26 protein-coding genes and 2 pseudogenes are annotated in these 26,272 nt (G+C 30.2%); 14 read left to right on the forward strand and 14 right to left on the reverse strand.

Features of this window, described 5'->3' with window-relative positions:
* Positions 1–42: 42 nt before the first annotated feature.
* The 3 genes and pseudogenes from AQ1685_RS15420 to AQ1685_RS15430 form a co-directional block, all read left to right on the forward strand.
* Positions 43–561 (forward strand): annotated as a pseudogene (locus AQ1685_RS15420) (cell division ATP-binding protein FtsE); the annotation flags it as partial.
* 201 nt (positions 562–762) lie between these two features.
* Positions 763–1,860: a glycosyltransferase gene (locus tag AQ1685_RS15425; protein ID WP_095073635.1), complete on the forward strand. Its 1,098-nt coding sequence runs from the start codon at positions 763–765 to the stop codon at positions 1,858–1,860.
* Between the two features lie 31 nt (positions 1,861–1,891).
* Complete coding sequence (locus tag AQ1685_RS15430; RefSeq protein WP_262509604.1) at positions 1,892–2,596, forward strand: glycosyltransferase family 2 protein; 705 nt, start codon at positions 1,892–1,894, stop codon at positions 2,594–2,596.
* Positions 2,597–2,732: 136 nt separating this feature from the next.
* Here the strand turns inward: AQ1685_RS15430 and AQ1685_RS15435 are convergent, their stop codons facing one another.
* The 4 genes and pseudogenes from AQ1685_RS15435 to AQ1685_RS15450 form a co-directional block, all read right to left on the reverse strand.
* A complete protein-coding gene (locus tag AQ1685_RS15435; protein ID WP_095073640.1) occupies positions 2,733–3,221 on the reverse strand; it encodes a GNAT family N-acetyltransferase in 489 nt (162 codons plus the stop codon).
* 82 nt (positions 3,222–3,303) lie between these two features.
* Positions 3,304–4,230: a malate dehydrogenase gene (gene mdh, locus AQ1685_RS15440; RefSeq protein ID WP_095073642.1), complete on the reverse strand. Its 927-nt coding sequence runs from the start codon at positions 4,228–4,230 to the stop codon at positions 3,304–3,306.
* A gap of 1,024 nt (positions 4,231–5,254) precedes the next feature.
* A pseudogene (locus tag AQ1685_RS20650) lies at positions 5,255–6,265 on the reverse strand (outer membrane protein assembly factor BamB family protein); the annotation flags it as partial.
* Between the two features lie 120 nt (positions 6,266–6,385).
* Positions 6,386–7,408, reverse strand: a complete 1,023-nt coding sequence (locus AQ1685_RS15450; RefSeq protein WP_095073648.1) for a DUF6588 family protein — start codon at positions 7,406–7,408, stop codon at positions 6,386–6,388.
* A gap of 133 nt (positions 7,409–7,541) precedes the next feature.
* On the opposite strand from AQ1685_RS15450, the gene AQ1685_RS15455 reads away from it, so the two are divergent.
* A complete protein-coding gene (locus AQ1685_RS15455; protein ID WP_157730249.1) occupies positions 7,542–9,185 on the forward strand; it encodes an ArnT family glycosyltransferase in 1,644 nt (547 codons plus the stop codon).
* Positions 9,186–9,193: 8 nt separating this feature from the next.
* Here the strand turns inward: AQ1685_RS15455 and AQ1685_RS15460 are convergent, their stop codons facing one another.
* From AQ1685_RS15460 to AQ1685_RS15480, 5 genes are all read right to left on the reverse strand, one after another.
* Complete coding sequence (locus AQ1685_RS15460) at positions 9,194–9,778, reverse strand: phosphatase PAP2 family protein (RefSeq protein ID WP_231970207.1); 585 nt, start codon at positions 9,776–9,778, stop codon at positions 9,194–9,196.
* Entirely contained in the window at positions 9,768–10,820 is a 1,053-nt protein-coding gene (locus tag AQ1685_RS15465; RefSeq protein WP_095073652.1) for a peptidylprolyl isomerase, read from the reverse strand. Before AQ1685_RS15465 ends, AQ1685_RS15460 begins: the two co-directional genes overlap by 11 nt.
* 65 nt (positions 10,821–10,885) lie before the next feature.
* Complete coding sequence (locus AQ1685_RS15470; protein ID WP_095073654.1) at positions 10,886–11,683, reverse strand: FKBP-type peptidyl-prolyl cis-trans isomerase; 798 nt, start codon at positions 11,681–11,683, stop codon at positions 10,886–10,888.
* A complete protein-coding gene (gene gldI, locus AQ1685_RS15475) occupies positions 11,670–12,215 on the reverse strand; it encodes a gliding motility-associated peptidyl-prolyl isomerase GldI (protein ID WP_157730250.1) in 546 nt (181 codons plus the stop codon). Before gldI ends, AQ1685_RS15470 begins: the two co-directional genes overlap by 14 nt.
* Positions 12,208–13,233 (reverse strand): DHH family phosphoesterase, encoded by a 1,026-nt coding sequence (locus tag AQ1685_RS15480; protein ID WP_095073658.1) that lies wholly within the window; start codon positions 13,231–13,233, stop codon positions 12,208–12,210. Before AQ1685_RS15480 ends, gldI begins: the two co-directional genes overlap by 8 nt.
* A gap of 83 nt (positions 13,234–13,316) precedes the next feature.
* Between AQ1685_RS15480 and AQ1685_RS15485 the strand changes: the two genes are divergently transcribed.
* Both AQ1685_RS15485 and AQ1685_RS15490 read left to right on the forward strand, forming a co-directional pair.
* Positions 13,317–14,321 carry an alkaline phosphatase D family protein gene (locus AQ1685_RS15485; protein WP_095073660.1) on the forward strand — a complete coding sequence of 335 codons (1,005 nt, stop codon included), beginning with the start codon at positions 13,317–13,319 and terminating at the stop codon, positions 14,319–14,321.
* A 59-nt stretch (positions 14,322–14,380) separates the two neighbouring features.
* Positions 14,381–14,800 (forward strand): nucleoside-diphosphate kinase, encoded by a 420-nt coding sequence (locus AQ1685_RS15490; protein ID WP_095073662.1) that lies wholly within the window; start codon positions 14,381–14,383, stop codon positions 14,798–14,800.
* A gap of 71 nt (positions 14,801–14,871) precedes the next feature.
* Here the strand turns inward: AQ1685_RS15490 and AQ1685_RS15495 are convergent, their stop codons facing one another.
* Positions 14,872–15,168, reverse strand: coding sequence for a DUF721 domain-containing protein (locus AQ1685_RS15495; protein WP_095073664.1), 297 nt, complete (start codon positions 15,166–15,168; stop codon positions 14,872–14,874).
* Positions 15,169–15,171: 3 nt separating this feature from the next.
* A complete protein-coding gene (recF, locus tag AQ1685_RS15500; protein ID WP_095073667.1) occupies positions 15,172–16,251 on the reverse strand; it encodes a DNA replication/repair protein RecF in 1,080 nt (359 codons plus the stop codon).
* 101 nt (positions 16,252–16,352) lie between these two features.
* On the opposite strand from recF, the gene AQ1685_RS15505 reads away from it, so the two are divergent.
* From AQ1685_RS15505 to AQ1685_RS15540, 8 genes are all read left to right on the forward strand, one after another.
* Entirely contained in the window at positions 16,353–17,141 is a 789-nt protein-coding gene (locus AQ1685_RS15505; RefSeq protein WP_095073669.1) for a tetratricopeptide repeat protein, read from the forward strand.
* A gap of 3 nt (positions 17,142–17,144) precedes the next feature.
* On the forward strand, positions 17,145–17,651 hold the full coding sequence (gene ribH, locus AQ1685_RS15510) for a 6,7-dimethyl-8-ribityllumazine synthase (protein ID WP_095073671.1): 507 nt from the start codon (positions 17,145–17,147) through the stop codon (positions 17,649–17,651).
* A gap of 164 nt (positions 17,652–17,815) precedes the next feature.
* Positions 17,816–18,106: a riboflavin synthase subunit beta gene (locus AQ1685_RS15515; RefSeq protein ID WP_095073673.1), complete on the forward strand. Its 291-nt coding sequence runs from the start codon at positions 17,816–17,818 to the stop codon at positions 18,104–18,106.
* Positions 18,107–18,109: 3 nt separating this feature from the next.
* The gene (gene mutL, locus AQ1685_RS15520; protein WP_095073674.1) at positions 18,110–19,975 is read left to right on the forward strand and encodes a DNA mismatch repair endonuclease MutL; all 1,866 of its coding nucleotides are present in this window, start codon (positions 18,110–18,112) and stop codon (positions 19,973–19,975) included.
* A gap of 2 nt (positions 19,976–19,977) precedes the next feature.
* Complete coding sequence (locus AQ1685_RS15525; RefSeq protein ID WP_095073675.1) at positions 19,978–20,703, forward strand: rhomboid family intramembrane serine protease; 726 nt, start codon at positions 19,978–19,980, stop codon at positions 20,701–20,703.
* The gene (locus tag AQ1685_RS15530) at positions 20,703–21,563 is read left to right on the forward strand and encodes a rhomboid family intramembrane serine protease (protein ID WP_095073677.1); all 861 of its coding nucleotides are present in this window, start codon (positions 20,703–20,705) and stop codon (positions 21,561–21,563) included. Before AQ1685_RS15525 ends, AQ1685_RS15530 begins: the two co-directional genes overlap by 1 nt.
* 5 nt (positions 21,564–21,568) lie before the next feature.
* Positions 21,569–22,591, forward strand: coding sequence for an endonuclease/exonuclease/phosphatase family protein (locus tag AQ1685_RS15535; RefSeq protein ID WP_095073678.1), 1,023 nt, complete (start codon positions 21,569–21,571; stop codon positions 22,589–22,591).
* 35 nt (positions 22,592–22,626) lie between these two features.
* A complete protein-coding gene (locus AQ1685_RS15540) occupies positions 22,627–23,766 on the forward strand; it encodes a geranylgeranyl reductase family protein (protein ID WP_095073679.1) in 1,140 nt (379 codons plus the stop codon).
* Between the two features lie 13 nt (positions 23,767–23,779).
* Here the strand turns inward: AQ1685_RS15540 and AQ1685_RS15545 are convergent, their stop codons facing one another.
* The 3 genes from AQ1685_RS15545 to AQ1685_RS15555 all read right to left on the reverse strand — a co-directional run bounded on the left by AQ1685_RS15545 (position 23,780) and on the right by AQ1685_RS15555 (position 26,113).
* Positions 23,780–24,406, reverse strand: coding sequence for a class I SAM-dependent methyltransferase (locus AQ1685_RS15545; RefSeq protein ID WP_197697484.1), 627 nt, complete (start codon positions 24,404–24,406; stop codon positions 23,780–23,782).
* A 7-nt stretch (positions 24,407–24,413) separates the two neighbouring features.
* A complete protein-coding gene (locus AQ1685_RS15550; protein WP_095073682.1) occupies positions 24,414–25,562 on the reverse strand; it encodes a DUF3419 family protein in 1,149 nt (382 codons plus the stop codon).
* 179 nt (positions 25,563–25,741) lie between these two features.
* Entirely contained in the window at positions 25,742–26,113 is a 372-nt protein-coding gene (locus AQ1685_RS15555) for a hypothetical protein (protein WP_095073684.1), read from the reverse strand.
* Between the last annotated feature and the right edge of the window lie 159 nt (positions 26,114–26,272).

Here is a 26,272-nt window from a genome sequence, read left to right on the forward strand (position 1 = left end):
TAAATTGATAATAAATAATAGATTTGTAAAAACTTTCTTTTTATGCAAGAGCCAATACTGCATTTAGAAAATGCAGATATCTACCAAAGAGACATTCTGGTTTTATCCAAAATTAACTTCACCTTAAACAAAGGTGATTTTTACTATTTAATCGGTAAAACTGGTAGTGGAAAAAGTAGTTTATTAAAAACATTGTACGGAGATCTAAGACTGCAACGTGGTTTAGGAAGTATTGTTGGTTTTGATTTAAAGAAAATGAGAGAAAAAGACATTCCTTTTTTACGAAGAAAATTAGGAATTGTTTTTCAGGACTTCAAACTTTTAAATGATCGTAATGTTTTTGATAATCTTGAGTTTGTTTTGAAAGCAACAGGATGGAAAGATAAAAACGAACGTAAAGAGAAAATTTACGAAGTTCTGGATAAAGTAGGTATGAAAGAAAAATACTACAAAAAAACTTTCGAACTTTCTGGTGGTGAACAGCAACGTGTGGCTATAGCTAGAGCCTTACTTAACGATCCTGAATTGATCTTAGCTGATGAGCCAACTGGTAATTTAGACCCAAGAACCTCTTTGGAGGTGATGGAGCTTTTAAATGAAATTCATAAAAGTGGAAAAACTATTTTTATGGCAACACACGATTATCAGTTAATTGTAAAATTTAAGCAGAAAACCGTAAAATGTGAAGGTGGAAAACTATTTGAAGTTGTTCAACAGACTCCTCCTATTCAGAATCAAGAGAAAAACGAAAACGCATAGTTATTGAAAAAAAAGGTTTTTGTTGCTGTTACTAACGATATTTCTACAGATCAAAGGGTTCATAAAGTTTGTACTTATCTTTTAAAAAATAACTTTGATATTTTGGTATATGGTAGAGTGCTACCAAATACTATTGAAATTGATCGACCGTACAAAATAGTTCGAAAAAAACATTGGTTTAACAATAACTTTCTTTTTTACGCAGAATATAATATTCGATTATTTTTTTATTTACTTTTTAGTAAACACTCTTACATATTATCTAATGATTTAGATACGTTACCTGCTTGTTTTTTTGCCAATTCTTTAAAACGAAATACACAATTGGTATATGATAGTCATGAATTATTTTCTGAAGGACCGGAATTACAAGGACGTAAATTTGTGCAAGGATTTTGGCGAAAGTTAGAGTACTTTTTCTTACCGAAAATTAGAAAATCTTACACCGTTAGTCAATCTATTGTTAAGTTTTACAATAACAGGCATAACAACCATATGGGACTAATTCGAAACTTACCTTTACTCGACAGAAAAATTATTGAAGAAAAAGTAAGTTTTCCTACAAAAAATAAAGTGATTTTATATCAAGGTGTGTTAAATCCAGGAAGAGGAATTAAGCCCATGATTAAAGCGCTACATTTACTTCCTAATATTGATTTAGTTATTATTGGCTACGGAAAAGTAGAACAAGAATTAAAAGATTTTGTTCAATTAGAAAAACTTGAATCAAGAGTTCATTTTTTAGGTAGAGTTGCTCACGAAAAGTTACCTAATTATACAAAACTTGCTGATCTTGGTATGGTACTAGAAGAACCTCTTGGTAAGAGTTTCGAATTTTCTTTACCTAACAAATTATTTGATTATATTCATGCTGAATTACCTTTGATTTCTGGAAACTTACCAGAAATTTCTAATATTGTAAATTCCTATAAAGTTGGCATTGTTGTAGACTCATATCAGCCTGAAGCTATTGCTAAAGCAATAACACTAATTTTAGAAGACGAAGAATTATATCATGAAATCAAGCATAATCAACGAAAAGCTAGTAAAGAATTATGCTGGGAAAAAGAACAAATGAAACTAGATTCATATTTTAATTAATACTATTATAAAACCTAAGGTTTCCATAATCATTCCTACATTTAATAACTTAGAGAAGTTAAAACAATGTTTGCTAAGCATACAAGCACAAAGTTATACTAATTTTGAAGTTTGGATAATAGATGGTGCTTCTGCCGACGGAACAATAGATTTTTTAAAAACCTTACCTCCTCAATTTCATTTTATATCAGAAAAAGACAATGGTATTTATGATGCCATGAACAAAGGAATTGATTTAGCAAATGGAGAATGGTTATATTTTATGGGAGCAGACGATAAACTATTCTTTAACCTTACTTTAGCTTCAATTTTTTCTTCAAACGATTTTGATGATAAGAATTTGATTATTGGCAATATTACCTATCCTAAAAACCAAAATTTTTATTCTAGTTTTTCTAGTAAACTATGGATTAAAAACACATTACATCATCAGTCTGTATTCTATAAGAAAATATTATTTAGAAACATAAAATACGACACTTCATTTAAGGTTTTAGCAGATTATCATTTTAATTTATATTTATTCAGAAACAAAGTTAATCACATAAAGATCAACGAAACTATAGCTATATGCGGAGCTGAAGGAATTTCAAAAAATTATAATTGGAATTTATATAAAGAAGATATTCGTTTGAAAATAAAAAACTCAAATATTCTCTTTGCTATTTTTTTCTGGACTTTAGGAATATCTAAATATCTATTCAGAAAACTAAATAAAAAACCCGCTTCGAAGTAGAAGCGGGAAATTGCTATGAAAAACTATGAAAAAGAAACTTTAAATACGTCTCTGGCAATGTAGACGGAGCTTTATCTTCCTACTTACAAAACCTTTGTTACTTTAACACTTTTTAAGATTTCTTTCACATTTGTTGTTATGATTTCAATTCTTTTAACATCCAAACATTACAACTTGAGTGGCCTGAATTTCCTAATTGTACATCTAGCGTTTTAAATCCAGATTCTTCATACATCGCTATTGCTTTAGAAAAATGTGGTAAACTTTCTAAATAAATATTTGTGTATCCTAACGTTCTAGCGGAATCGATACTTTTTAGCATTAATTCTTTTCCAATACCTTTTCCTCTAACTGAATTAGAAATATAAAATTTCACTAACTCACAAACTCCTTCATCTAAACCATCTGTAGGATATATACCACAGCAACCTACAGCTTCCCCATTTTGTTCTGCTACCCATAAAATTGCTTTAGGAATATCGAATAATTCAAATAAATGATCTGTAGATTCATCTGAGTATACAGTTCCTGTTCTTGGTGCATCGAACTCTTCAATTGTATTACGAATCACTTTTGCTAAAAAAGGATTGTCTTCTGATTTTACTTTTCTATAAATTACACTCACTTTCGAAAATTTTATGACTAAGATAAAACAAAAAAGCAATCTCTAATGAGATTGCTTTTTAATATAGTTCGCTTAAAATTTATTATAATTCTAAGTTTGCGTTATTTGTTTTTACAGCATCAGCAGAAGCAGCCAAGTGTTCTTTTTCAGCATCACTTAAATTGATTTCTACAATACTTTCGATACCATTTCTACCTAATACTACAGGAACTCCGATACATAAATCAGATAAACCGTACTCACCATCTAATAAAGCCGAACATGGGTAGATTTTCTTTTGGTCACAAGCAATTGCTTGAACTAAACCTGATACAGCAGCACCTGGAGCATACCAAGCAGAAGTTCCTAATAAACCTGTTAATGTAGCTCCACCAACTTTAGTATCTTGCTTTACTTGCTCTAATCTTTCTTCTGATAAGAATTCAGAAACTGGAACAGAATTACGAGTAGCTAAACGAGTTAATGGAACCATACCTTTATCAGAGTGACCTCCAATTACCATTCCGTCTACATCAGAAATTGGTGCTTCTAAAGCTTCCGCTAATCTGTACTTGAAACGAGCAGAATCTAAAGCTCCTCCCATACCGATAATTCTATTCTTTGGTAATCCAGTGGTTTTATGAACTAAATATGTCATTGTATCCATTGGATTAGATACTACGATGATAATTGTATTTGGAGAATGCTCAATTAAACTAGAAGAAACTGATTTTACGATACCAGCGTTAATTCCTAATAACTCATCACGAGACATTCCTGGCTTACGAGCGATACCAGAAGTAATAACACAGATGTCTGAACCTGCAGTTTTGCTGTAATCTCCTGTAGTTCCTACGATTTTAGTATCAAATCCGTTTAAAGAAGCTGTTTGCATTAAATCCATTGCTTTACCTTCTGCAAAACCTTCTTTAATATCTACTAATACAACTTCAGAAGCGAAGTTTTTAATCGCGATGTACTCAGCACAACTTGCACCTACAGCACCTGCTCCAACAACTGTTACTTTCATTTTATATATTTTTTATTGAAAATTAATAATCTAAGTTGAGCAAAAATAATTCTTTTTTAAGAAAAAAATAAGCTCGTTTTATAAAAAAACCATCGAATTTCGATGGTTTTAACGTATTTTAATTAAATGTGAAAATTTTTAAATCACTCCCATTTCTGAAATATATTTTCTTTGATAGTTCATCTAATTTATATTTTGGTTCATTCACACCAAATTCAAAACTTTCTACAATATCTCCTGTGTCTTTATTAATTTGTAACAATACTTTTTTATCATTTTTCTTTGTGTAGAAAAAAGCACTGTTTTTAGTAGCTTTAAATGCATTATAACGTTCTCCATCCCATAAAAGGTTTGCAGCACCTACCATTGCTCGTCCAGTTTGATATTGATTTGCTCCGGTTCTCATTTTTCTTTTTCCATCATCCATAAGGTTTCTACTACCAACTAATGCTCCTCCACTTGTGAAAGCAGCTCCACTAGTTGCATTTGTTACTCCAGATACAGCATTAACCATACCTCCAACAGCTAAAAAAGCAGATCCAACATTTTTTAAATGACGAAGTCCTTCACCTGGCTGCTTGAAACGTTCTTGTTTTATTGTACTACCTTTAAAATCTGTAATTACATACTCCCAACTTCCATATATAAAATAACCTCCTTCTCTTACTTCTATTGTTGTGATAAGTTTATGATCATGAAAGTCAATTTTTTTAACTTCATCTAAGCCTAATCCTTTATCTGGATTGATAACTAGAATCTCTTTTCTTCTAATTAAGATGATATTATTATTTTTCTCATCATAACTTAATTTATCATCTTCTTTTATTTTAACTCTATAATCTCTCCTTTGCTCTCCTTTCTTAAAATACTCGATTCGAGTTGGTGTCATAAATACCACACCACTCTCATATTCAAAAGAAGTATAATCTTCATCATCATCTACTTCAAAATCAGCATTCTTAACAACTCTTTCAGGTCTTTTCCAAATTTTCTTTCCAACATTATCTACTAAGTGTTTTTTATTTTTATAAAAAACCATGTATCCTTCAGGAGTTTTCTCAGCATATTTCACTTTATTTCTTTTGAACTCTTTTTTCCATACTTCCTTTCCAGAAGTAGGATCATATAAACTAGCTCCATCTTTATGCATTAAAAATAATTTACCATCAACAAATTGATAATCAATAAAACCTTCGCTTAATTTGATAGGTTTTCTCCAAAACTCTTCCCCTGTATTGATGTCAAAAGCTAATACTTCTTTACCTATTACTTTTTTCTTAAGTAATGAAAGCCCCATTGTAAATCCAGCTTTTAAAGCGCCCCCGATTAGTGAACTACTTTTATTTTCTACAGCAATTAAAGCTTTGTTATCTTCAGAAAAGAACAACTTACCAGCATCATATTTCTCTGTTAAGATAATTTTCCCACTTTCTTTATCTACTAGGAATACTGTTTTTCCTGTTGTAAATGCGATTCTATTTTCATTTTGTATAAAGTTAGAAATACCTCCTAAACCTGTAAGTTTACTTTGAATTCTTTTATTTGACTTTATTTTTGACTCCCAAAGTAATTTATCATTTTCAATACTTATTAAAAATAGCTTAGCTTCAGTTTTTGCTACTCTTCCAAAAAATAAAATTCCTTTTTTACCTGTTATGTATTTTGAATCAACTACACCTTCAAACCCATTATCTTTATCATTAAGAATTTTATTTCCAGATTTTATATTGAAAACTGTTTGATTAAACTTACCGTATGGAGAAAAAGGAACTTCACTGAAAGAAGTACCTCCATCTTGACCTAATTGGTTTAAACTTTTTATAAAACCTGTTTCTTTAAATTCCCAGATTTTTTCACCAGTCTCACCATTTATTCCATACACTCCTCCTTTAGTTGTTACTACTGGAATACCTGTAATTTGATGTAAATTAATATTGACTATTTTACTATCTAAAGTAATTGATTGATCTGGACTTTTTTGTGCATAACTAATAAAAGATAAAAGCATTAGCCCAAGGATTATTTTAATCTTCATAATTGATTTTTATATTAAACTATGTTAAATTATGTTAATGTCCGCTAAAGTAGTCAAATTAATGAAAAATAAAAAGCCTAGAAATTTTCTAGGCTTTTTGACATATGTTTTTGTTTGTTTTTATCTAAAACTAAAAGCAATTCCTGCATTTATAGATCCGTATTCTTGTAAGGTATAACTTCCAAATATTTTGAAAAAACCTAGACTAATTCTAGTTCCTATTGTAGCATTAAAACTGCTTGCACTTTCACTTAAAGAAAAAGGATCTGTGATTGTTTCTTCAACTGTAGGTAATACAGGATTTCCTGTGTTATATCGTAATGTATAATCTCCTAACATATTTAAAGTTGTATTTCCTGAATTGAAACCTAAACCTCCGTAAAAATTAATGATTGGTAAATTTAAAGAGGCTATTGCTTGAAATGTGTACGCATTTAATTTAAATTCTGTTAACGCATTACGAGTTGAAATTTCTTGTTCATTAACATCACCAATAACATAATCTACATTCATATTAGAGTAAGCTGCTAAAATAGAAATATGCAAAGGTGTTTTTCCTACAATACCAAACCAATCTGTGATTTCTTTCTTTAAACCAAAACCAAAAATGCTTCCTTTTACGTCATCTGAACCAACTTTAGGTGTATATCTGACCATAGCATCTAATTTAAATGGCAAACCTACTCCTACTTGTATAGATGGAGCTGGCACTGAATTTAAAGGTAGATCTTCTTTAATACCGTTTGGCATTTGAAAACTAGCTGAAACGTTTTGACCAGCTACAGTAGATTCATATGTAATTGTTGCAGGTGTATCAGAATCTCCTGCTACCGTTGGTGTAAGATTACGATCAAATCTTGTTGAATTTGATAAACCAATAGTTGATAAATCAAAGATCTCTTCTTTTTCAGGAACTAAAGAAGCACTAGCCCCTATAGTTATATCAAAACCAAACTTCTTATGTACTTTAGCTGTATGATACCATCCATTATTCATACTGTAAATAAAACCTTTAAATGCTGGTTGTAAATACGCATCTGTTATTTTTGCTGCATCTTCTCTTGCTAATAATATTGTTTCTAACTCTTGTGAAAATGAGCTAATTGAAGTACAAACAAAAAGTGACAATAAAATTTTCTTCATATGATATAGTATTGATAGTTTTGGTAAAAATATGAAAACTATATTCAAAACAACTACCCAATTTTAGGTATTTACACTAAAATAATTTCAGTGATTCCCCCAAATGGACCAGTTATTTTTTAGTTTTGCTGCGATGAAAAAAATCTTGACTTCGAAATACAGCTTATTAATATTTCTTGTTTTACTTTCTGTAATAAATATAATTCAAGGGTATACAACTGAACTAATAGCTGATGAAGCTTACTATTGGGTTTATAGTAACTATATGGATTGGGGATATTTCGATCATCCTCCAATGGTTGCAGTTTGGATTTCAATCTCTAAGTTTTTCTTTTCATCAGGGGAATTAAGTGTTCGTTTTTTTTCATCAATTACATTATCAATTACATTCTTTTGGGTTTGGCTTTTAATTAAACACCCAAATAAACAAAAATATGTATGGCTTTACATTTTATTAGTATTAAGTACATCATTATTTAATGTATATGGATTTATTACTGTTCCAGATACTCCATTAATGTTCTTTTATTCATTGTTTTTATTAGGATATCAAAAATATTTAGACCAAAAAAACTTTCTAAGTTACCTTATACTCGCTGTTGCTATGGCTGGCATGCTATACAGTAAATATCATGCTGTACTAATTATTTTGTTTGTTTTACTATCTAATTTAAAGGTTTTAAAAGATTGGAAAATTTGGTTTACTACATTGGTTACTATCATTTTATTTTTCCCTCATCTTTATTGGCAATTTAGTAACGACTTTCCCTCTATAAAATACCATCTTTATGAAAGAAGTTCAAGAAGGTATCATTTCTATTTTACTGCCTATCATTTTTTAAATCTGATGGTTATTATAGGATTCACCTTCCCTATTATTTATAAAGCATTATACAAAAGATTACATATCAAAGATAAATTTGAAACAGCCTTACGCTTTTTAGCTGTTGGTTTTGCTGTGTTTTTCTTTATTTCTTCTTTTAAAAACCAAGTCCAAGCACAATGGATAGTTCCTATGTCTATTCCACTAGTGGTGATTCCTTTTTATTATTTAATAAATCATGTAAAAGATTTAAAATTATTTAAAAAACTAGCTTTAGCTACCTTAATTGTGACATTTGGTATTAGAATATGTATGGCCAACGATGGTATTTTACCTAAACAATTTGAAATGCATGGAAATAAAAAATGGGTAGAAAAAATAGAAAATGAGCTTGGAGATATTACACCTCTTTTTTTGAATTCATATCAAAACACTTCTTTGTATTGGTTTTATTCTGGTAAAAGACCTATTCAAATTAACACTTGGAACAGTAGAAAAAACCAGTATGATCTATACGAATACAACAAGAATTTTGAATTGGAAGAGTTCTCGATAGTAACATTTAGCAGAACTGGATATGCAACAGATTCAATCACTAAAAAAAATAGAAGTCGATTATTTATTGAACACAATACAAACGGATACAAAAAAGTTGGTAATCTAAAATTCGAAATTAAAAACCCTATACTTAAAGCAGAAGCTAAAAACAGTGTGACTGTATCCTATGACAAACAATTGTTAAATAAATTTGATGGAACTTTAGCTTTATCTGTAATTTTAAAATTAGGAAGCTCTAGAGAAATCATAGAAGCAGATCTTAATGACAATCAAATTACTTTCGAACTACCTCTACTAGACGCTACACCAACTCATATTCAAATAGTTGGAACACCTAACCCTAAAATTTGGCCAGTTCGTTTAAGTACAATGGAAAAGTGTTCGTTTATAGAATAAATCTTTCTTTACAACGACTCTTTAAAAACCTTAAGAAATATAACTTTATATAATTTGTAAAATAAAGTTCCTAAAATAATACCCGAAATATACCCTGCTGAAACGTCTATTGGATAATGAACTCCAAGATACAATCTACTATATCCAAATACTAAAGGAAATAAAATTAACACGTAAATGTATTTTATTTTATTACGCAATAACAAGATAATAAAAGTTGTAAATGTAGTTGATAACGAAGCGTGACCCGACCAGAAACTCTTTCCTCGAGGTTTGTATGAAAATTGTCTTAAATATTCCTGCATATCAATTGCATTACAAGGCCTCGTTCTTCCTGTCAGGTTTTTGATTAAGTTTGTAAACTGATCAGAAAAAGCTACAAAGATTGCGATAAACAATAGTGTAAAAAGTGTTTTTTTTACTCCAAACTTCCATGTTATTAATCCCAATATTACAACAAATAAAGGAATCCAATTGAACTGATGTGTAATCCATAACCAAAGATTGTCCCATTGTTCATTTCCTAAATTGTTTAGATAAATTAATAGGGCTTTATCTTTTGCTATAAGCGTATCGAGCAAACTATTTTCCAACTTTTAAAACTTCAATTTCAAAAATAAGATCTGTATTCGGTTTGATTACCGGCAAACGACCAACTTCTCCGTAACCTAAATAACTTGGAATGAAAAGACGCGCTTTTTCTCCTTCTTTAAGCATAGCCGCACCTTCTTTCCAGCCAGCAATTAAAGGATAATTAGGATCATTAATAGTAAATGTAAAAGGTTGATTTTGATCTATACTTGAAGCTATTTTGTTACCTAAATCATCCAATAAAACATAATGAACAGTTGTTGGTAAATCTGGATTTACTTTCTTACCTAAAGTTTCTTTTATTTTAACAACTTTAAGTCCAGATTTGGTAGTAATAGCACTGTAATAGTCTAACTCTTTTTTAAGATTTTCTTTTGCTATTTTAATTTTTCGTTCTCTTTCTTTTTTTCTTTCTTCTGAATTAGATAACTCAGTAAGGAAAATTTCAGGAGCATTAAAGTCTTTAGCTTTTTTACCTACTCTAATTATTTCTACTTTGTTAATGAAATCGTTTTGAACAATAGTATCAACAATATTTTGTCCATATGTCACTTTACCAAAAATAGAATGTTTACCATCTAACCATGGCGTTTCTTTGTGCGTTATAAAAAACTGAGCAGAATTTGTTGCCGGTCCAGAGTTGGCCATAGATAAAATACCTGGACTGTTATGTTTATAAATTAATTCTCCTTTTTCATTTAAAGGGAATTCATCATCAAAACGGTATCCTGCACTTCCTCTACCAGTACCTGTAGGATCTCCTCCTTGAATCATAAAATCTTTAATAACTCTGTGAAATTTAATTCCATCATAAAAAGGTTTACCTTTTAAAGAATCTGTTACTTTAGGATTGTTTCCTTCTGCTAAGGAAACAAAGTTCGCTACTGTCATAGGAACTATCTCAGAATGTAACTCTATCAAAATATCACCTTTATTTGTCTGAATATCTGCATATAAACCATCCTTTAATTCAGGGTATTTTACGGTTTTACATGACGAAAAAACAAGTACTGTTAATGCTATTAAAAATTTTATTGATTTCATATGTTTGAATTAAAATCAAAAAGACATTGATAAATATGATCAATGTCTTTTTGTAATAAATTTATTTAGTGACCGTGACCATCTCCTTTACTATGTCCGTCTCCTAATTGTGAAGGAGGCGTAGAAGGCATTACTTCTAATAATTCTACATCAAAAACTAAAGTTGAAAAAGGCTTTAAAACCGGACCTCTTTGTTGATAACCATAAGCTAATTCTTGAGGAATAAAGAATTTATATTTTGCTCCTGGTTTCATTAATTGTAAACCTTCAGTCCAACCTTTAATTACCTGAGTAACTCCAAATTCCGCTGGATCTTTTTGTGGATCCATAGTACTATCAAACATAGTTCCATCAATTAAAGCACCGTGATAATGTACTTTAACTTTATCTGTAGTTTTAGGAGCATCTCCACTACCTTCTTTAATTACTTTATATTGTAAACCACTAGCAGTAGTTATAACTCCTTCTTTTGTTTTATTTTCTGCTAAGAATTTCTCGTTTTCTTCTTTGTACTCTTTAAAGCTTGCTTCAGCTTTTTTCTTCATATCTTCTTCCCTCTTCTTCATTTGATCCATTCTTAACTTCTGAAAATATTTACTGATAATTTGCTCAGCATCTTTTCTATCAATTAAAGTTGTATTTGTAGAATCTATACCTTCAGAATACCCTTGTATATATAAATCTAAATCTAACTCTTTCGCTGCTGCATCAGAGCTCATTCTCATTGCTGTGTTCAATCCAATTGCATAACTTACTGAATCTATATAAGTATCTAAGTTTGCTTTTGATTTTACTTGAGTATTGTTACATGAAACAATAGTCATTCCCATGGCTGCAATAGCCATAACCTTAGTTAATTTCATTATTTACTTTTTTAATGTCGATTAATGTTAGTTTGCTTTTTAATGTTTGATTCATTCTTATCTTGTTTCCATCACCAGTAACTCCGTATGCTCGATAAGAAGGAATGACAAATGTAATAGTTTCTCCTTTTTTCATCAACTTTATTCCTTCTTGTAATGCAGGAATAAAATCTTCTTTATCTACTTTGTATTCTATTTTTTGTTCTTCATAAATTGGAGAATTGTAAAAATCGGTAATAGAATATTGTATAGTTACCACATCTCCTTTTTTTGGAGTTATAGTACTTAATGAATCTTTTTTATTGTAAGTATACCAAAAACCACTCGGAGAACTCAAATAATTATTCAGAGTATCTTTTGCTAAACTATTTTCTATTTGTTTCTTTTCTAACTGATTTAGTTTTATGTTTTCTTCTATTACTTCTTTGTAAAAATTAGAAGTCGTATGCTTTACAGGTCTTCTAGCTTCTGGCGAATTACAAGCTCCCACTAAAACTACTAATGCTAATATGAAAATACACTTACTATTCATAAGAACTAAATAAGTCATTTTTATATTCTGGTAATAGTGAGGTAAACTTCTTGATTGTCTCTTCAATGTTCACATCAGATCGTCCTCCAGCAGCATTATCGTGTCCACCTCCATTGAAATGATTTCTTGCAAATTTATTTACCGAAAAACTCCCTTTAGATCTAAAAGAAATTTTTACAATTCGCTGCTCTACATCTTCAATAAAGATCACAGCAAATACAATTCCTTTAAGAGATAAAGCATAATTTACTACGCCTTCTGTATCTCCTTTTTCATAATTAAACTCGTCCTTATCTTTTTGAGTTAATGTGATGTAAGCGGTTTTATATTCAGGTAATACTTTCAAGTTACTTAATGCTCTTCCTAAAAGCATTAATCTACTATGCGAATTAGCATCATAAATATTACTATGAATTCTATCGTTCTTTGCTCCTTTATCTATCAAATCCGCAATAATCCTGTGCGTTCTACTTGTTGTAGAGCGAAAACGAAAAGAACCTGTATCTGTCATGATTCCTGTGTATAATGCCGTAGCAATATTTTCATCAACAAGGTCTAAATCATCAAACATTTCAATGAAGTTGTATATCATTTGACAAGTAGAAGACATTGTTGTATCTGAATACATATATTCAAAATCATCTGGTTGTTGATGATGATCAATCAGAGCAAAATCATTTTCATATTTCACTAAGGTATTTTTCATATCGTCACCAACTCTATGTAGCGCATTAAAATCTAAAAGAAAAATAATATCAGATTTTGTTAATGCTTTTACGCACTGGTTATTTTGACGATCGAAACGATATACAGTTTCCACTCCAGGAATCCAGTGTAGAAAATCAGGAAATTCATTTGGCATTAATACCTGAGTATGATGTCCTTTTTTATCAAAATAATGTTTCAATCCTAAGGTAGACCCTATAGCATCTCCATCAGGATTTTTATGTCCTATTATTACGATACGTCTAGACGTTTCAAGGTACTTAGAAAGTTCTTTAAAATTCTTTAGAATCATAGACAGCGAATATACAATTTAATATTCTTTTAAAAATTTAATAATATCTGATTTGTTAATTTGTTGACCATTTAAAAACAATCATGAAAAAAACATTCATACTACTTCTTTGCATTTGTTTGAATTCATTCATTTATAGTCAAAATGATTTCACCATTGCTTTTGGTTCTTGCAATAAAACTTCAATAGAGAACTTATTTTGGGACGATATAGTATCTCTAAATCCAAATGTTTGGATTTGGGGTGGAGATAATATTTATGCAGATACCGATAATATGCAAGAAATGAAAGCTTTTTACAAAGCACAATGGAACCAGAAAGGATACAAAGAACTTACAGAAAAAGTTAATATTTTAGGAACTTGGGACGATCATGACTATGGAAAAAATGATGCAGGTGAAGAATATCAAATGAAAAGAGAAAGTCAACAATTATTTTTGGACTTCTTACAAGTGAGTAGATCAGACTCAAGAAGAAAACGTGAAGGTGTATATCATTCTGAAGTGTTTAAAACTAAAAAAGGATCTGTAAAAATTATCATTTTAGATACACGTTACCACAGGAGCCCTTTGACAAAGGATAAGAATAGTCCACAAAAAAAATATATTTCTAGTAAATTCAATGAAGGAACTATTCTCGGTAAAAAACAATGGAATTGGCTAACAAACGAATTACATGATTCAAAAGCAGACTTCAATATTATAATGAGTAGTATTCAAGTAATTTCTAGCGAACATCGATTTGAAAAGTGGGAAAATTTCCCTCATGAAAGAAAACGCTTGTTTGAGTTAATCAAAGCCTCAAAAGCTAAAAACACAATTTTATTATCTGGAGACAGACACATTTCTGAATTTTCTAAAATTAGTATTAAAAACTTACCTTACCCTTTAATCGATTTTACTTCCAGCGGATTAACTCATGCTTACAAAGGTTTTAAAAGTGAGTTAAACAGTAATCGTGTTGGAGACGTAATTTTTAGAGAAAGTTTTGGTGTTTTAAAGTTTAACTTTGAAAGTAAAAAAGTAATCTTTCAGATGCGTGGTAACGGTAATGCAGTTTTACATGAACTCTCACAAATTTATCCTTAACTTGTTCGTAACATTAAAAAGCGTATTTTTGCGCGAAATTAAAATAGACAAAAAATAAAATGGCAACAAATAGAACTTTTACAATGATTAAACCAGATGCTGTTGAAAACGGACATACTGGAGCTATATTAGAAAAAATTAATGCGGCTGGATTTAGAATTGTAGCATTAAAGAAAACGCAAATGACTAAGCGTGATGCTGAAACTTTTTATGCAGTACACAATGAGCGTCCTTTTTTCGGAGAGTTAGTTGAATTTATGACTCGTGGTCCTATCATTGCTGCTGTTTTAGAAAAAGATAATGCAGTTGAGGATTTTAGAACTTTAATTGGTGCTACTAACCCAGCTGAAGCTGCTGAAGGAACAATCAGAAAACTTTATGCTACTTCTATTGGAGAAAACGCTGTTCACGGTTCTGATTCTGATGAAAATGCTGAAATCGAAAGCAACTTCCACTTTGCTGGTAGAGAGATGTTCTAAGAACATTCAAAATATAAAACAAAAAACTCGCTTTAAATAACGAGTTTTTTGTTTTATCTAAAATTAAGTTTTTAAACTAGCATTAATTTCCTAACAACAGCTTCTCCCATTTCGTGATTAAGCATATTGATAATTTTCTCTTTACCATAACTCAATTCTTCTCGTAATACAGAAGAATTTAATCTAACAATTAAAGTGCCATTTTGAAGTTTAACTTCATTCGTATAAGATTGTACACCTGGCCCCATTAGCTTTTCCCAAGCTTCTTCAATTTTTATTTTTTGAAAACCTTTTTCTAACTTATTTTCTTTGATAAAAGCTCCCATTAGGTCTTTTATCGAAATACTATTGTTTTGTCTTTTTGCCATAGCTTAAAGATTAAATATCTGATATGGTTTATTACTCTGCTTTACTACATTCTCTGTTCTTTCAGAATGCGTGTCTGTGATAAAAATCTGTCCGAATTCATCGTCATTCACTAGATTCACTATTTGTGAAACTCTATTTTCATCAAGTTTATCAAAAATATCATCTAACAACAATATTGGCGTTAATTCCGATTGTTTTTTAATAAACTCAAACTGAGCTAATTTCAAAGCGATTAAGTATGATTTTTGTTGTCCTTGAGAACCAAACTTTTTTATTGGATACGAACCAATTCCAAAAGTTAAATCATCCTTATGAACTCCTGCTGAAGTATACTGTAAAATTTTATCTTTCTCTAATTGCAAATCCAATAAATCGCTAAAAGATGTTGTATTCAACTGACTTTTATAAGATAAGTTTACTTGTTCATTATCATTAGATATCACTTTATATTTCTCGTTGAAAATTGGAGTAAACTTTTCTAAAAATTCTTTCCTCTTTTCGTGAATTTCTTCTCCAAACTGAATTAATTGCTCGTTATACACTTTTAAATTCAATGCATCAAAAGTTCGATTAGCTGCAAAAAATTTCAGTAGGGCATTTCTCTGATTCAAAATTTTATTATAAGCTATCAAAGAAGATAAATATTTTTTGTCTTGTTGAGAAATAACTCCATCAATAAATTTACGTCGTGTTTCACTTCCTTCTATAATTAAATCTCTATCTGCTGGAGAAATTATAACTAAAGGAAATTGACCTATATGATCTGAAAAACGATCATAAACTTTACCATTTCGCTTCAATACCTTCTTTTGACCCCTTTTTAAAGAACAAATAATTTTTTCGGAACGTTCTTTCACCAAATAATCTCCTTCAACCATGAAAAAATCTTCATTATGTCGAATATTCTGGCCAGCAATTGGGTTAAAATAACTTTTAGCAAAAGATAAATAATAGATTGCATCGAGAATATTTGTCTTTCCCACTCCATTATTTCCCACAAAACAATTAATCTTTTTCTCAAAATTAAATGTTTGGGCTTCAATATTTTTAAAATTAACTAAAGACAGTTTCTGTAAATACACTACACTATTCGTTTTCAGACAGGAAATGCAAAATAACGAAAAATCGTCTTTTAAAATCCAATTAAAAAAACTATTTTTGCGCCACTAATTTCATAAAAGTTATGGCAACATATAAAAAGAGAGGATATAAACCTAAGAAAGAAAAGGTTGTAGAAGAAGTTATCGAAGAAACATTTGATGAGTCACAAAGTGACGTCGCAAAAACCTTTGACGGCCTTGATGAAGTTGCTAATAAATCAGAGCAGTGGATTGAAAAAAACAGCAAGCCATTATTCATTGGATTAGTAGGTGTCGCTGCATTGATCTTAGTGTATTTAGCTTACAATAAATTTGTTTCTGAACCTAACGAAGTAAATGCTGCTAACGAATTAGCTTATCCTAGATCTTTCTTTGATCAAGCTGAAAAAGCTGCAGGTGAAAAAGCTGATAGCTTATATACTTTAGGATTAAAAGGTGGTGCTGATGGAAAATATGGTTTCTTAGATATCGCAAAATCTTTTGGAGGAACTAAAGCTGGAAACTTAGCAAACTATTATGCTGGTATTACATATTTAAGACAAAAAGATTATAAGAATGCAATTTCTTACTTAAGTGACTTTGATTCAGATGATGAATTATTAGGACCAACTGCTTTAGGTGCTATCGGTGACGCTTTCGCTGATATTAATCAAACTAAAGAAGCTTTAGAATATTATGAAAAAGCTGCTACTAAGAAAAGTAATGAATTTACAACTCCTATGTTTTTATTTAAAGCTGGTCAAACAGCAATGAAATTAGGTGAGTACGATAAAGCTTTAAATCATTTTACAGCTATCAAAGAAAAATATGCTACTACTCAAATAGGTAGAGATATTGATAAGTATTTAAACAGTGCCAAATACGCTAAATAACATATGGCTACAACAGACTTATCATATTACGATAAAAATACAATCCCAAATGCGAAAGACTTTCGATTTGGGATTGTTGTTTCAGAATGGAATCCTGAAATTACAAAGAGTTTACATAAAGGAGCTATCGATACTTTAATTGATTGCGGAGCTGAAGAAAAGAATATTGTTTCTTGGGACGTTCCTGGTAGTTTTGAATTGGTTTATGGCTGTAAGAAAATGATCGAAACTGAAAAACTTGACGCCATTATTGCTATTGGAAATGTAATTCAAGGAGAAACAAAACATTTCGACTTTGTTTGTGAAGGTGTGACTCAGGGTATTGTTGATCTTAATATAGCTTATGACGTACCTGTAATATTTTGTGTATTAACAGACAATACGAGACAACAATCTATCGATCGTTCTGGTGGAAAACTAGGAAACAAAGGAATTGAATGTGCTGTAGCTGCAGTAAAAATGGCTGCATTAAAGAACATCGGTATCAAAAAGAATACTGTAGGTTTCTAAAAGAAACTTTTAAAAAATATGTTAAAATAGCCGAGTTATACACTTGGCTATTTTAATTTCACAAACATACGATTTGATAGCTTATCTTTTATTCGTAATTTTGAATTCATATGTTTTTTGGTGTGGTTTTTGAATTGATACCTTAAATTTTAAAATCAATTATTATGTTAGGATGGAGTAAATTTAAAGGAAAGACTCATAATGTTTTTGAGTACAAACCTCGTTATTACAAAGGAGAAGGAAATCCTTATGAATTCAAACACAAGTTTGATGAATACAGAACCACAGTAGGGAAAAAGAAAAACTTAAAAGAAAAATTTAAAGCTGCAATCAATGAATTTAAAACTTCAGAAAACGGTGGAATAAATAAAACTATCGTTATTATTGCTTCGATTTTAACTTTTATATTTTTATACGTGATAGATTTTGATCTATCTATATTTTTTAGCAAATAATTAATGTCAGATATTATTCAGTTACTTCCCGATCATGTTGCAAATCAAATTGCAGCAGGTGAAGTTGTTCAGCGGCCAGCCTCAGTTGTAAAAGAACTACTAGAAAATGCAATTGATGCTGGTGCGACTAGCATTACGCTACTTTTAAAAGATGCTGGTAAAACTTTAGTTCAAGTAATCGACAACGGAAAAGGAATGAGCACTACAGATGCTCGTTTGTGTTTTGAAAGACATGCTACTTCTAAAATTAAAGATGCTAAAGATTTATTTAATCTAAACACAAAAGGTTTTAGAGGAGAAGCTTTGGCTTCTATAGCAGCGATTGCTCATGTTGAATTAAAAACAAGACAGCACAACGAAGAAGTTGGAACGGCTATTAAAATTGAAGGAAGTTCTGTAATATCTCAAGACGTAGTTTCTACAGCTAAAGGAACAAGTTTGGCCGTTAAAAACTTGTTTTATAATATTCCTGCACGAAGAAACTTTTTAAAATCAGATACTGTTGAAACTCGACACATAATTGACGAATTTCAACGTGTTGCAATGGCGCATCCTGATATTGCTTTTCAATTACACCATAATGGAAATGAAGTTTATCATCTTAAAGAAAGTAATTTAAGAAAACGTATTGTTGCTATTTTTGGTAACAAAATGAATGAAAAATTAGTTCCTTTAGACGAGCAAACAGACATCATGAAAATAAGAGGTTTTGTTGCAAAACCTTCATATGCAAAGAAAAAGAGAGGCGAACAATTCTTTTTTGTTAACGATCGTTTTATAAAAAGTTCTTATTTAAACCATGCTGTAAATAGCGCTTTTGACGGTTTATTGGAAAATGGATATCATCCAACTTATTTCATCTATTTTGATGTTCCACCGAACACGATAGATATCAACATTCACCCAACTAAAACTGAGGTGAAATTTGATAATGAAAAAGCTTTATATGCCATTTTAAGAGCAACTGTTAAACATAGTTTAGGACAATACAGCGTTGCTCCTGTTTTAGACTTTAATAGAGATGCTACTTTAGACACACCATATACGTTTAAAGACAAACCAGCTGTTTCAACACCTAAAATAATTGTTGATCCTGATTTTAATCCGTTTAAAAATGAACAAATTAGTTCTCCTGCACCAGTAACTCAAAAAAGAGAAGCGATACCATCATCGTCTCCTGCTCAAAAAACATCATCTTTTAAAACTGATTATAAAAAAGATGCAGGAAGCTGGGAATCTTTATATGTAAACACATACGAAAGTACTCAACAAGAGAAACTGTTTGAAAGTGAAAAAGAAACAGAAACGGGTAAAACATTTCAAATTCAAAAGAAATATATTTTAAGCACTATAAAATCTGGAGTTGTTTTAATTCATCAATCCTTAGCTCATCAACGCGTTTTATACGAAGAATTTTTAACGAATATTACCATTAAAGATGCTAATAGTCAACAGTTATTATTTCCAATAAATATTTCATTTTCTTCGTCAGACATTGAAATGATTTTTAGTATAAAGTCTGATTTAGAAAGTGCTGGATTTGTATTTAATGAATTTACAAAAGAAAGTGTAGTTATTGGTGGAATTCCTACATCAATATCAGAAAGTCAAATTAGTTTAATTTTAGAACAACTTTTAGACGATTTAAAATTAGAAGTTCCAGATGCTAGCTTTAGCCATTATGATGTTATGGCTAAATCATTTGCTAAATCTTTAGCTATAAAAACTGGAACTATTTTATCTGTAAAAGAACAAGAAACTTTAGTAAATAATTTATTTTCTTGTAAAGAACCTAGTGTTTCTCCCCTTGGGAAACCAACATTTAAAACCTTAACTTTACAAGAAATCGATAATATTTTTAGTAATTAGTTATGCAACAATTAACACCTGCTATTAAACACCTAATTATAATAAATGCTATTCTATTTTTTGCACCTCAACTGCTAAATTTAGACTTAACAAATATTCTTGCCTTGCATTTTCCTCAAAATGATCATTTTGGTTTTTGGCAATATGCAACACATATGTTCATGCATGGAAGTGTAGCTCATATTTTATTCAACATGTATGGTTTATGGGCTTTTGGAACTCCTTTAGAACAAATGTGGGGAAAAAACAAGTTCCTATTCTTCTATTTTTCAGCTGGTATAGGTGCTGGTTTAATTTATACTTTAGTGAATTATTATCAGTTTAATGATACATTTCAACAATTATTAAATCTAGGTTTATCAGAAAATGAAATTAAAAATATTTTAATTTCTGGAAGTTATAATGAAAACATAGTAACACTTAGTAATCTCCAAATGAGTAAATTTTACTCACTTTATCACACCCCAGCTGTTGGAGCTTCTGGAGCTGTTTATGGAGTTTTAGTAGCCTTTGCTTTGGCTTTTCCTAATGCTAAACTTGCTATGATATTCTTCCCTGTACCAATAGCGGCTAAATATTTTGTACCTCTTATTATAGTTAGTGATTTATTCTTTGGATTGACAAAATACTCGATTGGAAATGTTGCTCACTTTGCTCATGTTGGTGGTGCAATTATTGGATTTATTATTGCTTGGTATTGGAAGAAAAATCAATTTAGAAATTACTAATGGAAACTATTAATAATTTAAAACAACGATTCCTTAGTGCTGGAATGCTAGAAAAATTAATCTATATAAATATAGCTGTGTTTATAATAGGCTTGTTAACCATTTCTTTTTCTGGCCTATACGGAACACGAACTAGTTTTTTAACAGAATGGTTTGCCTTACCGTCTGATTTAGATAAATTTATAACTAGACCATGGTCATTAGTTTCTTATGGTTTTTTACATGCAGGATTCTTGCACATATTATTTAATTGTATTTGGCTATATATATTTGGCAGATTATTTATTGAATACTTCACTGACAAACAGTTACTAAACTTTTATTTATTAGGAACCGTTTTTGGTGGTATGGCTTTTTTAATTGCCATGAATTATTTTCCAATTTTCAGTGGTGCAAAACCTCCAATAGTTGGTGCTTCTGCTGGTATTTCTGCAATAATTATTGGTACAGCAACCCATATTCCAAATTATGAATTACGAATTCCTCTAATTAACATATACATAAAAGTTTGGCATTTAGCTTTATTTTTTATTCTTATGGATTTAATTAGTTTATCTGGCGGAAACGGTGGCGGCCACTTTTCTCATTTAGGTGGTGCCTTATTTGGATTTCTTTATGTTAAATACGCAGGCAACAAAGAACTCGATATTTTCCCTTCATTTAAGCGAACTTCTAAAAAGAAAAAAACTAACCTTAAAACAGTACATAAATCAAATAATTTAACTCCTAGAGGTCCTTACAGAAGTAAATCTGATCAGCAGAAGAAGATTGATATCATCTTAGAGAAGATAGGAGACTCTGGCTATGATTCTCTAACTCAAGAAGAAAAAGATTTTTTATTTGAACAAGGAAAAAAATAAATACGTTGCCAAAGAAAAAGAAATATTCGTTTTTAGATAAATTACTGTACTTCATAAACTCCATTGTTGCTACAGCACTACTTTTATCTTACTTTTTGGCCTTTGTCTCACCAAAAACAGTTCCTGTTTTTTCTGTGGCAAGTTTAGCTGTTCCTTTTTTAATCATAGCTAATGCCATATTCTTTGTATACTGGGTTTTTAAATTAAGGAAACATTTTATTTTATCAGGATTAATATTACTGCTTGGCTGGTTATTCCTTCCTCCTTTTATTAAATTTTCTTCAAAAAATACAGCAAGGAATACTGATGTAAAAGTAATGAGTTATAATGTAAGAATGTTTAATCTTTACAACTGGATAAAAGAAGACGGAATTAGCGAGAAAATCACAGAGTTTATTAAAGAAAAAGATCCTGATATTTTAGCTATTCAAGAATATCATCATTCTAAAAAAAGAAATTTAAAATTTCCATATTCATATTATGTTCCAAAGTCGAAGAAAAACAATTTTGGACTAGCTATTTTCTCCAAATATAAAATTATTAACAAAGGTTCTTTGGATTTTAAAAACAGTGCTAATAATGCAATTTACATTGATGTTATAAAAAATAAAGATACTATTAGAGTCTATAATTTACACTTACAGTCTTTACGTTTAAATCCTAAAAAAGAAAATTTTGGTGAGTCTAGCTCTGAGAAACTAATTGGACGTTTAAAAAATGGTTTCATAAAACAAGCTTCACAAGTTGAAGTCTTTCTAGCTCACGAAAAACAATGGAATCGTAAAAAAGTTATCTGTGGTGATTTTAACAACACTGCGTTTTCTTGGGTTTACAGACAATTATGTAAGGACAAAAAAGATGCTTTTGAAATAGCTGGAAATGGTTTTGGAAAGTCGTTTAATTACTTCTTCCCTATGCGTATTGATTTCATTTTAACTGATGAATCTACAAACATCAATAATTTTAAAACCTACACCCCAAAATATTCAGATCATTTCCCGATCATGTCTCGAATAAATTTTGAATAGTTTATATTAGCAGTCTACTAAACTATTTACTCTTTATGAAACATTTTGAAGTTGCAGTAATAGGAAGTGGGCCTTCGGGAGCTTCAACTGCTTTTCATTTAGCTAAAAAAGGAATTTCAACAGTAATTATAGAAAAGGAAAAATTACCACGTTACAAAACTTGTGGTGGTGGTTTTGTGTATAGAGGTAGAAAGGATTTACCTTTTGATATTTCTAGCGTGGTTGAAAGAGAATTTAATACAGTTGATATTTTATTAGGTAAAAAACTTCATTTTAAAACTGTACGTAAAGATCCAACGATTACTATGATTATGCGTGATTCTTTCGACAATTTAATTGTTGAAGAAGCTAAAAAATTAGGAGTTACTTTACTTGAAGACAACAAACTAATTGGGTTAGATTTTCAAGATGAAAAAACAATAGTTACCACTGATAAGCAACAAATTTCTGCTCAATTTATTATTGCTGCAGATGGAGCTTTAAGTCCGACAGCAAAAATGGCGGGATGGAATGAAGAAACTCGTAAATTAATTCCTGCTTTAGAATATGAAGTAGAAGTTTCTGAAGAAGATTTTAACCAATTAAAAGATAGTGTACGTTTTGATATCGATGCTATTCCTTATGGCTATGCTTGGAGTTTCCCTAAGAAAAATCACTTATCAATTGGTGTAGCTTCTACTAAAAAAGCTAGAATCAACTTAAAAAAATACTATCAAGAATATTTAGAAACGTTAGGCATTACAAATATACTTAGCGAATCTCAGCATGGTTTTCAAATTCCAATCGCTCCAAGAACAGATGGTTTTGTAAAAAACAATGTGTTTTTAATTGGTGATGCAGCTGGTTTTGCCGATCCAATTACTGCGGAAGGAATTTCTAACGCTATTTACAGCGGAGTTTTGGTTGCTAATGCCATTATAGAAAGTAATTCGAACGTTGAAAAAGCTAGTGAATTATACTTAGAAAAACTGAACGAAAGATTAATTCCTGAAATTCAAACTGGATTATGGTTAGCGAAATGGTTTTATGAACAAAAAACAATTCGTAATGTACTATTGAAAAAATACGGACAAAGATTTAGCGATGCCATGGCTGATATTTTTCATGGCGACCGTTCTTATCCGACCGATATTAAACAAGCTATTTCTAAAAAAGTAAAAGAGTTAGTATTTTAAACTAACTCTTTTTTTATTTCTTCCCTAAAAATGTAAAGTATTGCCAAGTATTAAAATATGCACGATGAATTTCATTTTGCACTGTTTCAAACTTAGACTCTAAAACAGGGGTTAAATGACCTTCCATTCGTACATGATGGTTTCCCATATGATTACGAAACCATTCGTGTTTAGAGTTATAAAAATCTACAACTGCTACATAACCTCCAGGTTTTAAATCTTTGTAAGCTTGTGAAATCATAAACGAAAACTCTGGATTTACCATAGTTAACATATATGAGAATAAAATAACATCTGGTTGGATATTATTTAAAATAGTTGAATCTCCATAAGGACTTTCAATTAATTCAATATTCGAATATTTATTTGCTTTTTTCTCTGCGATACTAAGCATATCTCTAGAAACATCCATTCCTATAATTTTACTTTCAGGAAATTTCTTACTTAAGTTTTTCAAATTATATCCTGTACCACAACCAATTTCTAAAATAGTTTTAGGAGTACAAACCTCAGCAATCTTATCTATAATTAATTTTCTTCCAAAAAGAAATGACCATCTAGTAACATCGTAAATTATAGATTGAAATTGATAATAATTCTGAATTAATTGATTCTGTTTGATTGAATTTTCTACATTCATATCCATATTACTTTACTATTCCTAAATATACACTTGCATAAGTCCCTACTCTATCTTCTTTATGTAACTGATCTGAGAGTTCTTTATCGAAATCAACTCTATCCTTAACAAAATCTGGGAAAAAGTCAATCTCTTTGGCCGCTGATCTCATTAATATTCTAGTTCCTGGTTTACTATTTTTTAAAATCAAACTCCATTCTTCTTCTAATGCTGGCACATTATTAGCTGCAAGCCAGTCTTGATGATCTAAAAGTACATAATGAGAATACTCAGCTGGATTTTCTTTTAAAAAACCACTTAGTGTAGTTGTGTAACTGTATGCATTGTTTTGCTGATCTTTTAATTTTAAAAAATTATCTTGTTTCAAATATTCAGGACAGCATTCTTGGGTATAAAATCCTTTTAAATACACTTGATAAAAATAATTATCTCCAATATCTAGTTGTGTAAAAACATTTCTGAACGATTCTTTGATATAAGCAACATTTCCTCCAGAATAACTTTCTTGTATTAATGCCTGCTGAGCTCTAGGAACTCCAGCTAAATACATGGTTAAATGATTATTCAATAACAAAGAGATAAAAGGATTAAATATCTTTTCTTCTAAAATTGTGTAATAACTCTCTTGTTGCTTTAAGGTATTTGAAGTCATGAAGTTTTCTAAATTCTGTCTTATCTTCTTGCTCGTATACAAATACTTTCTGCACAAATAAGCTAAAGCTCCTGAAGCTCCACGATAATAAAATGAATTTCTCTTTCCTTTCCCTTGAAAATAGTGAATGTGTTCATCCCAATATTCTTTTGCATAATCTGGTAAGTTTTCCCTCAAATATTTTCTGTAGTAACTTTTAGCCTCTTTAAAATTTCCTTCTCCAAAAAACTGAAACAATGCTTCATAATCTCCATATTGAAACATAGTTCTTTTTAACTCTAAAAGTGCGTTTTGCCTAAAATTCATGTCTACAGAATGAATTTCCGTAGGTTCATCTAAAAGATAATCTAGTAAATTATCACCAGCGCTTGTGATCATAACAAGCTTACTATTTTTATTTAATTGTAATAATTTTCGATCGCATCGTGGATCTTCCCAACAAGCATTATATATTAATTTTTTTCCGTGTATTTGATGAAAAAACCAGTTTTGTAGTCTACTCATTTTTTTAGTTTAATGAAAGTTTCATAAAAATAGCTTGGACATTTAAACTAAAGAGATCCTAATAATTAAGTATTTATGATCTTATTGTTAATAAAAAAACAAAACCACCTGAAACATCAAGTGGTTTTTCTAAGAACAGTAATAATCTGTTAACAACAAATGATTAAAACTTAAGTATTTTAATAGCTTGCTTCTTCTAAAGATTTAGATTTAATATAATTCTCTACTTCATCGTGAGGAATTTCTTCTACTTTTACTGTGAAATTCCCATTAGATGCTGAAATAATAATTTCCTCTTGAAAAGCACCTTGGAAAGTTCCGTGAACTTTATAAGGAGTTGTTCCTTCACCTAAAGGTCCTGTCCATCCCATAACATCAACTTTTAATCCTCCAACGAAATGTGGATCTCTTACCAAATCAAATCCGTAAGAATAATTTTGAGCTTCTCCTTGAACATAAACACTGAAGAAACCAGGAGTTCCTAATCCAGTCCATACATACACTACTTTGCACTCGCTTTGAGTAACTGGTTCTTTACCGTAAAATCCCATAATTTTGTTTTTTAATTCCCTACTCTATTTATTTTTTGGCTTTTCAGGGGACGCCATCACTTTTCATAAAACAGTGGCCGCTGTGTATTGATTAGTTACTTCTAATTTATAAATTTAACCCGCTCAAAAACAAACAAATACCTTAAAAGCATATTATTT

Origin of the sequence: Tenacibaculum jejuense, assembly GCF_900198195.1 — a bacterium.
Taxonomy (GTDB): domain Bacteria; phylum Bacteroidota; class Bacteroidia; order Flavobacteriales; family Flavobacteriaceae; genus Polaribacter; species Polaribacter jejuensis.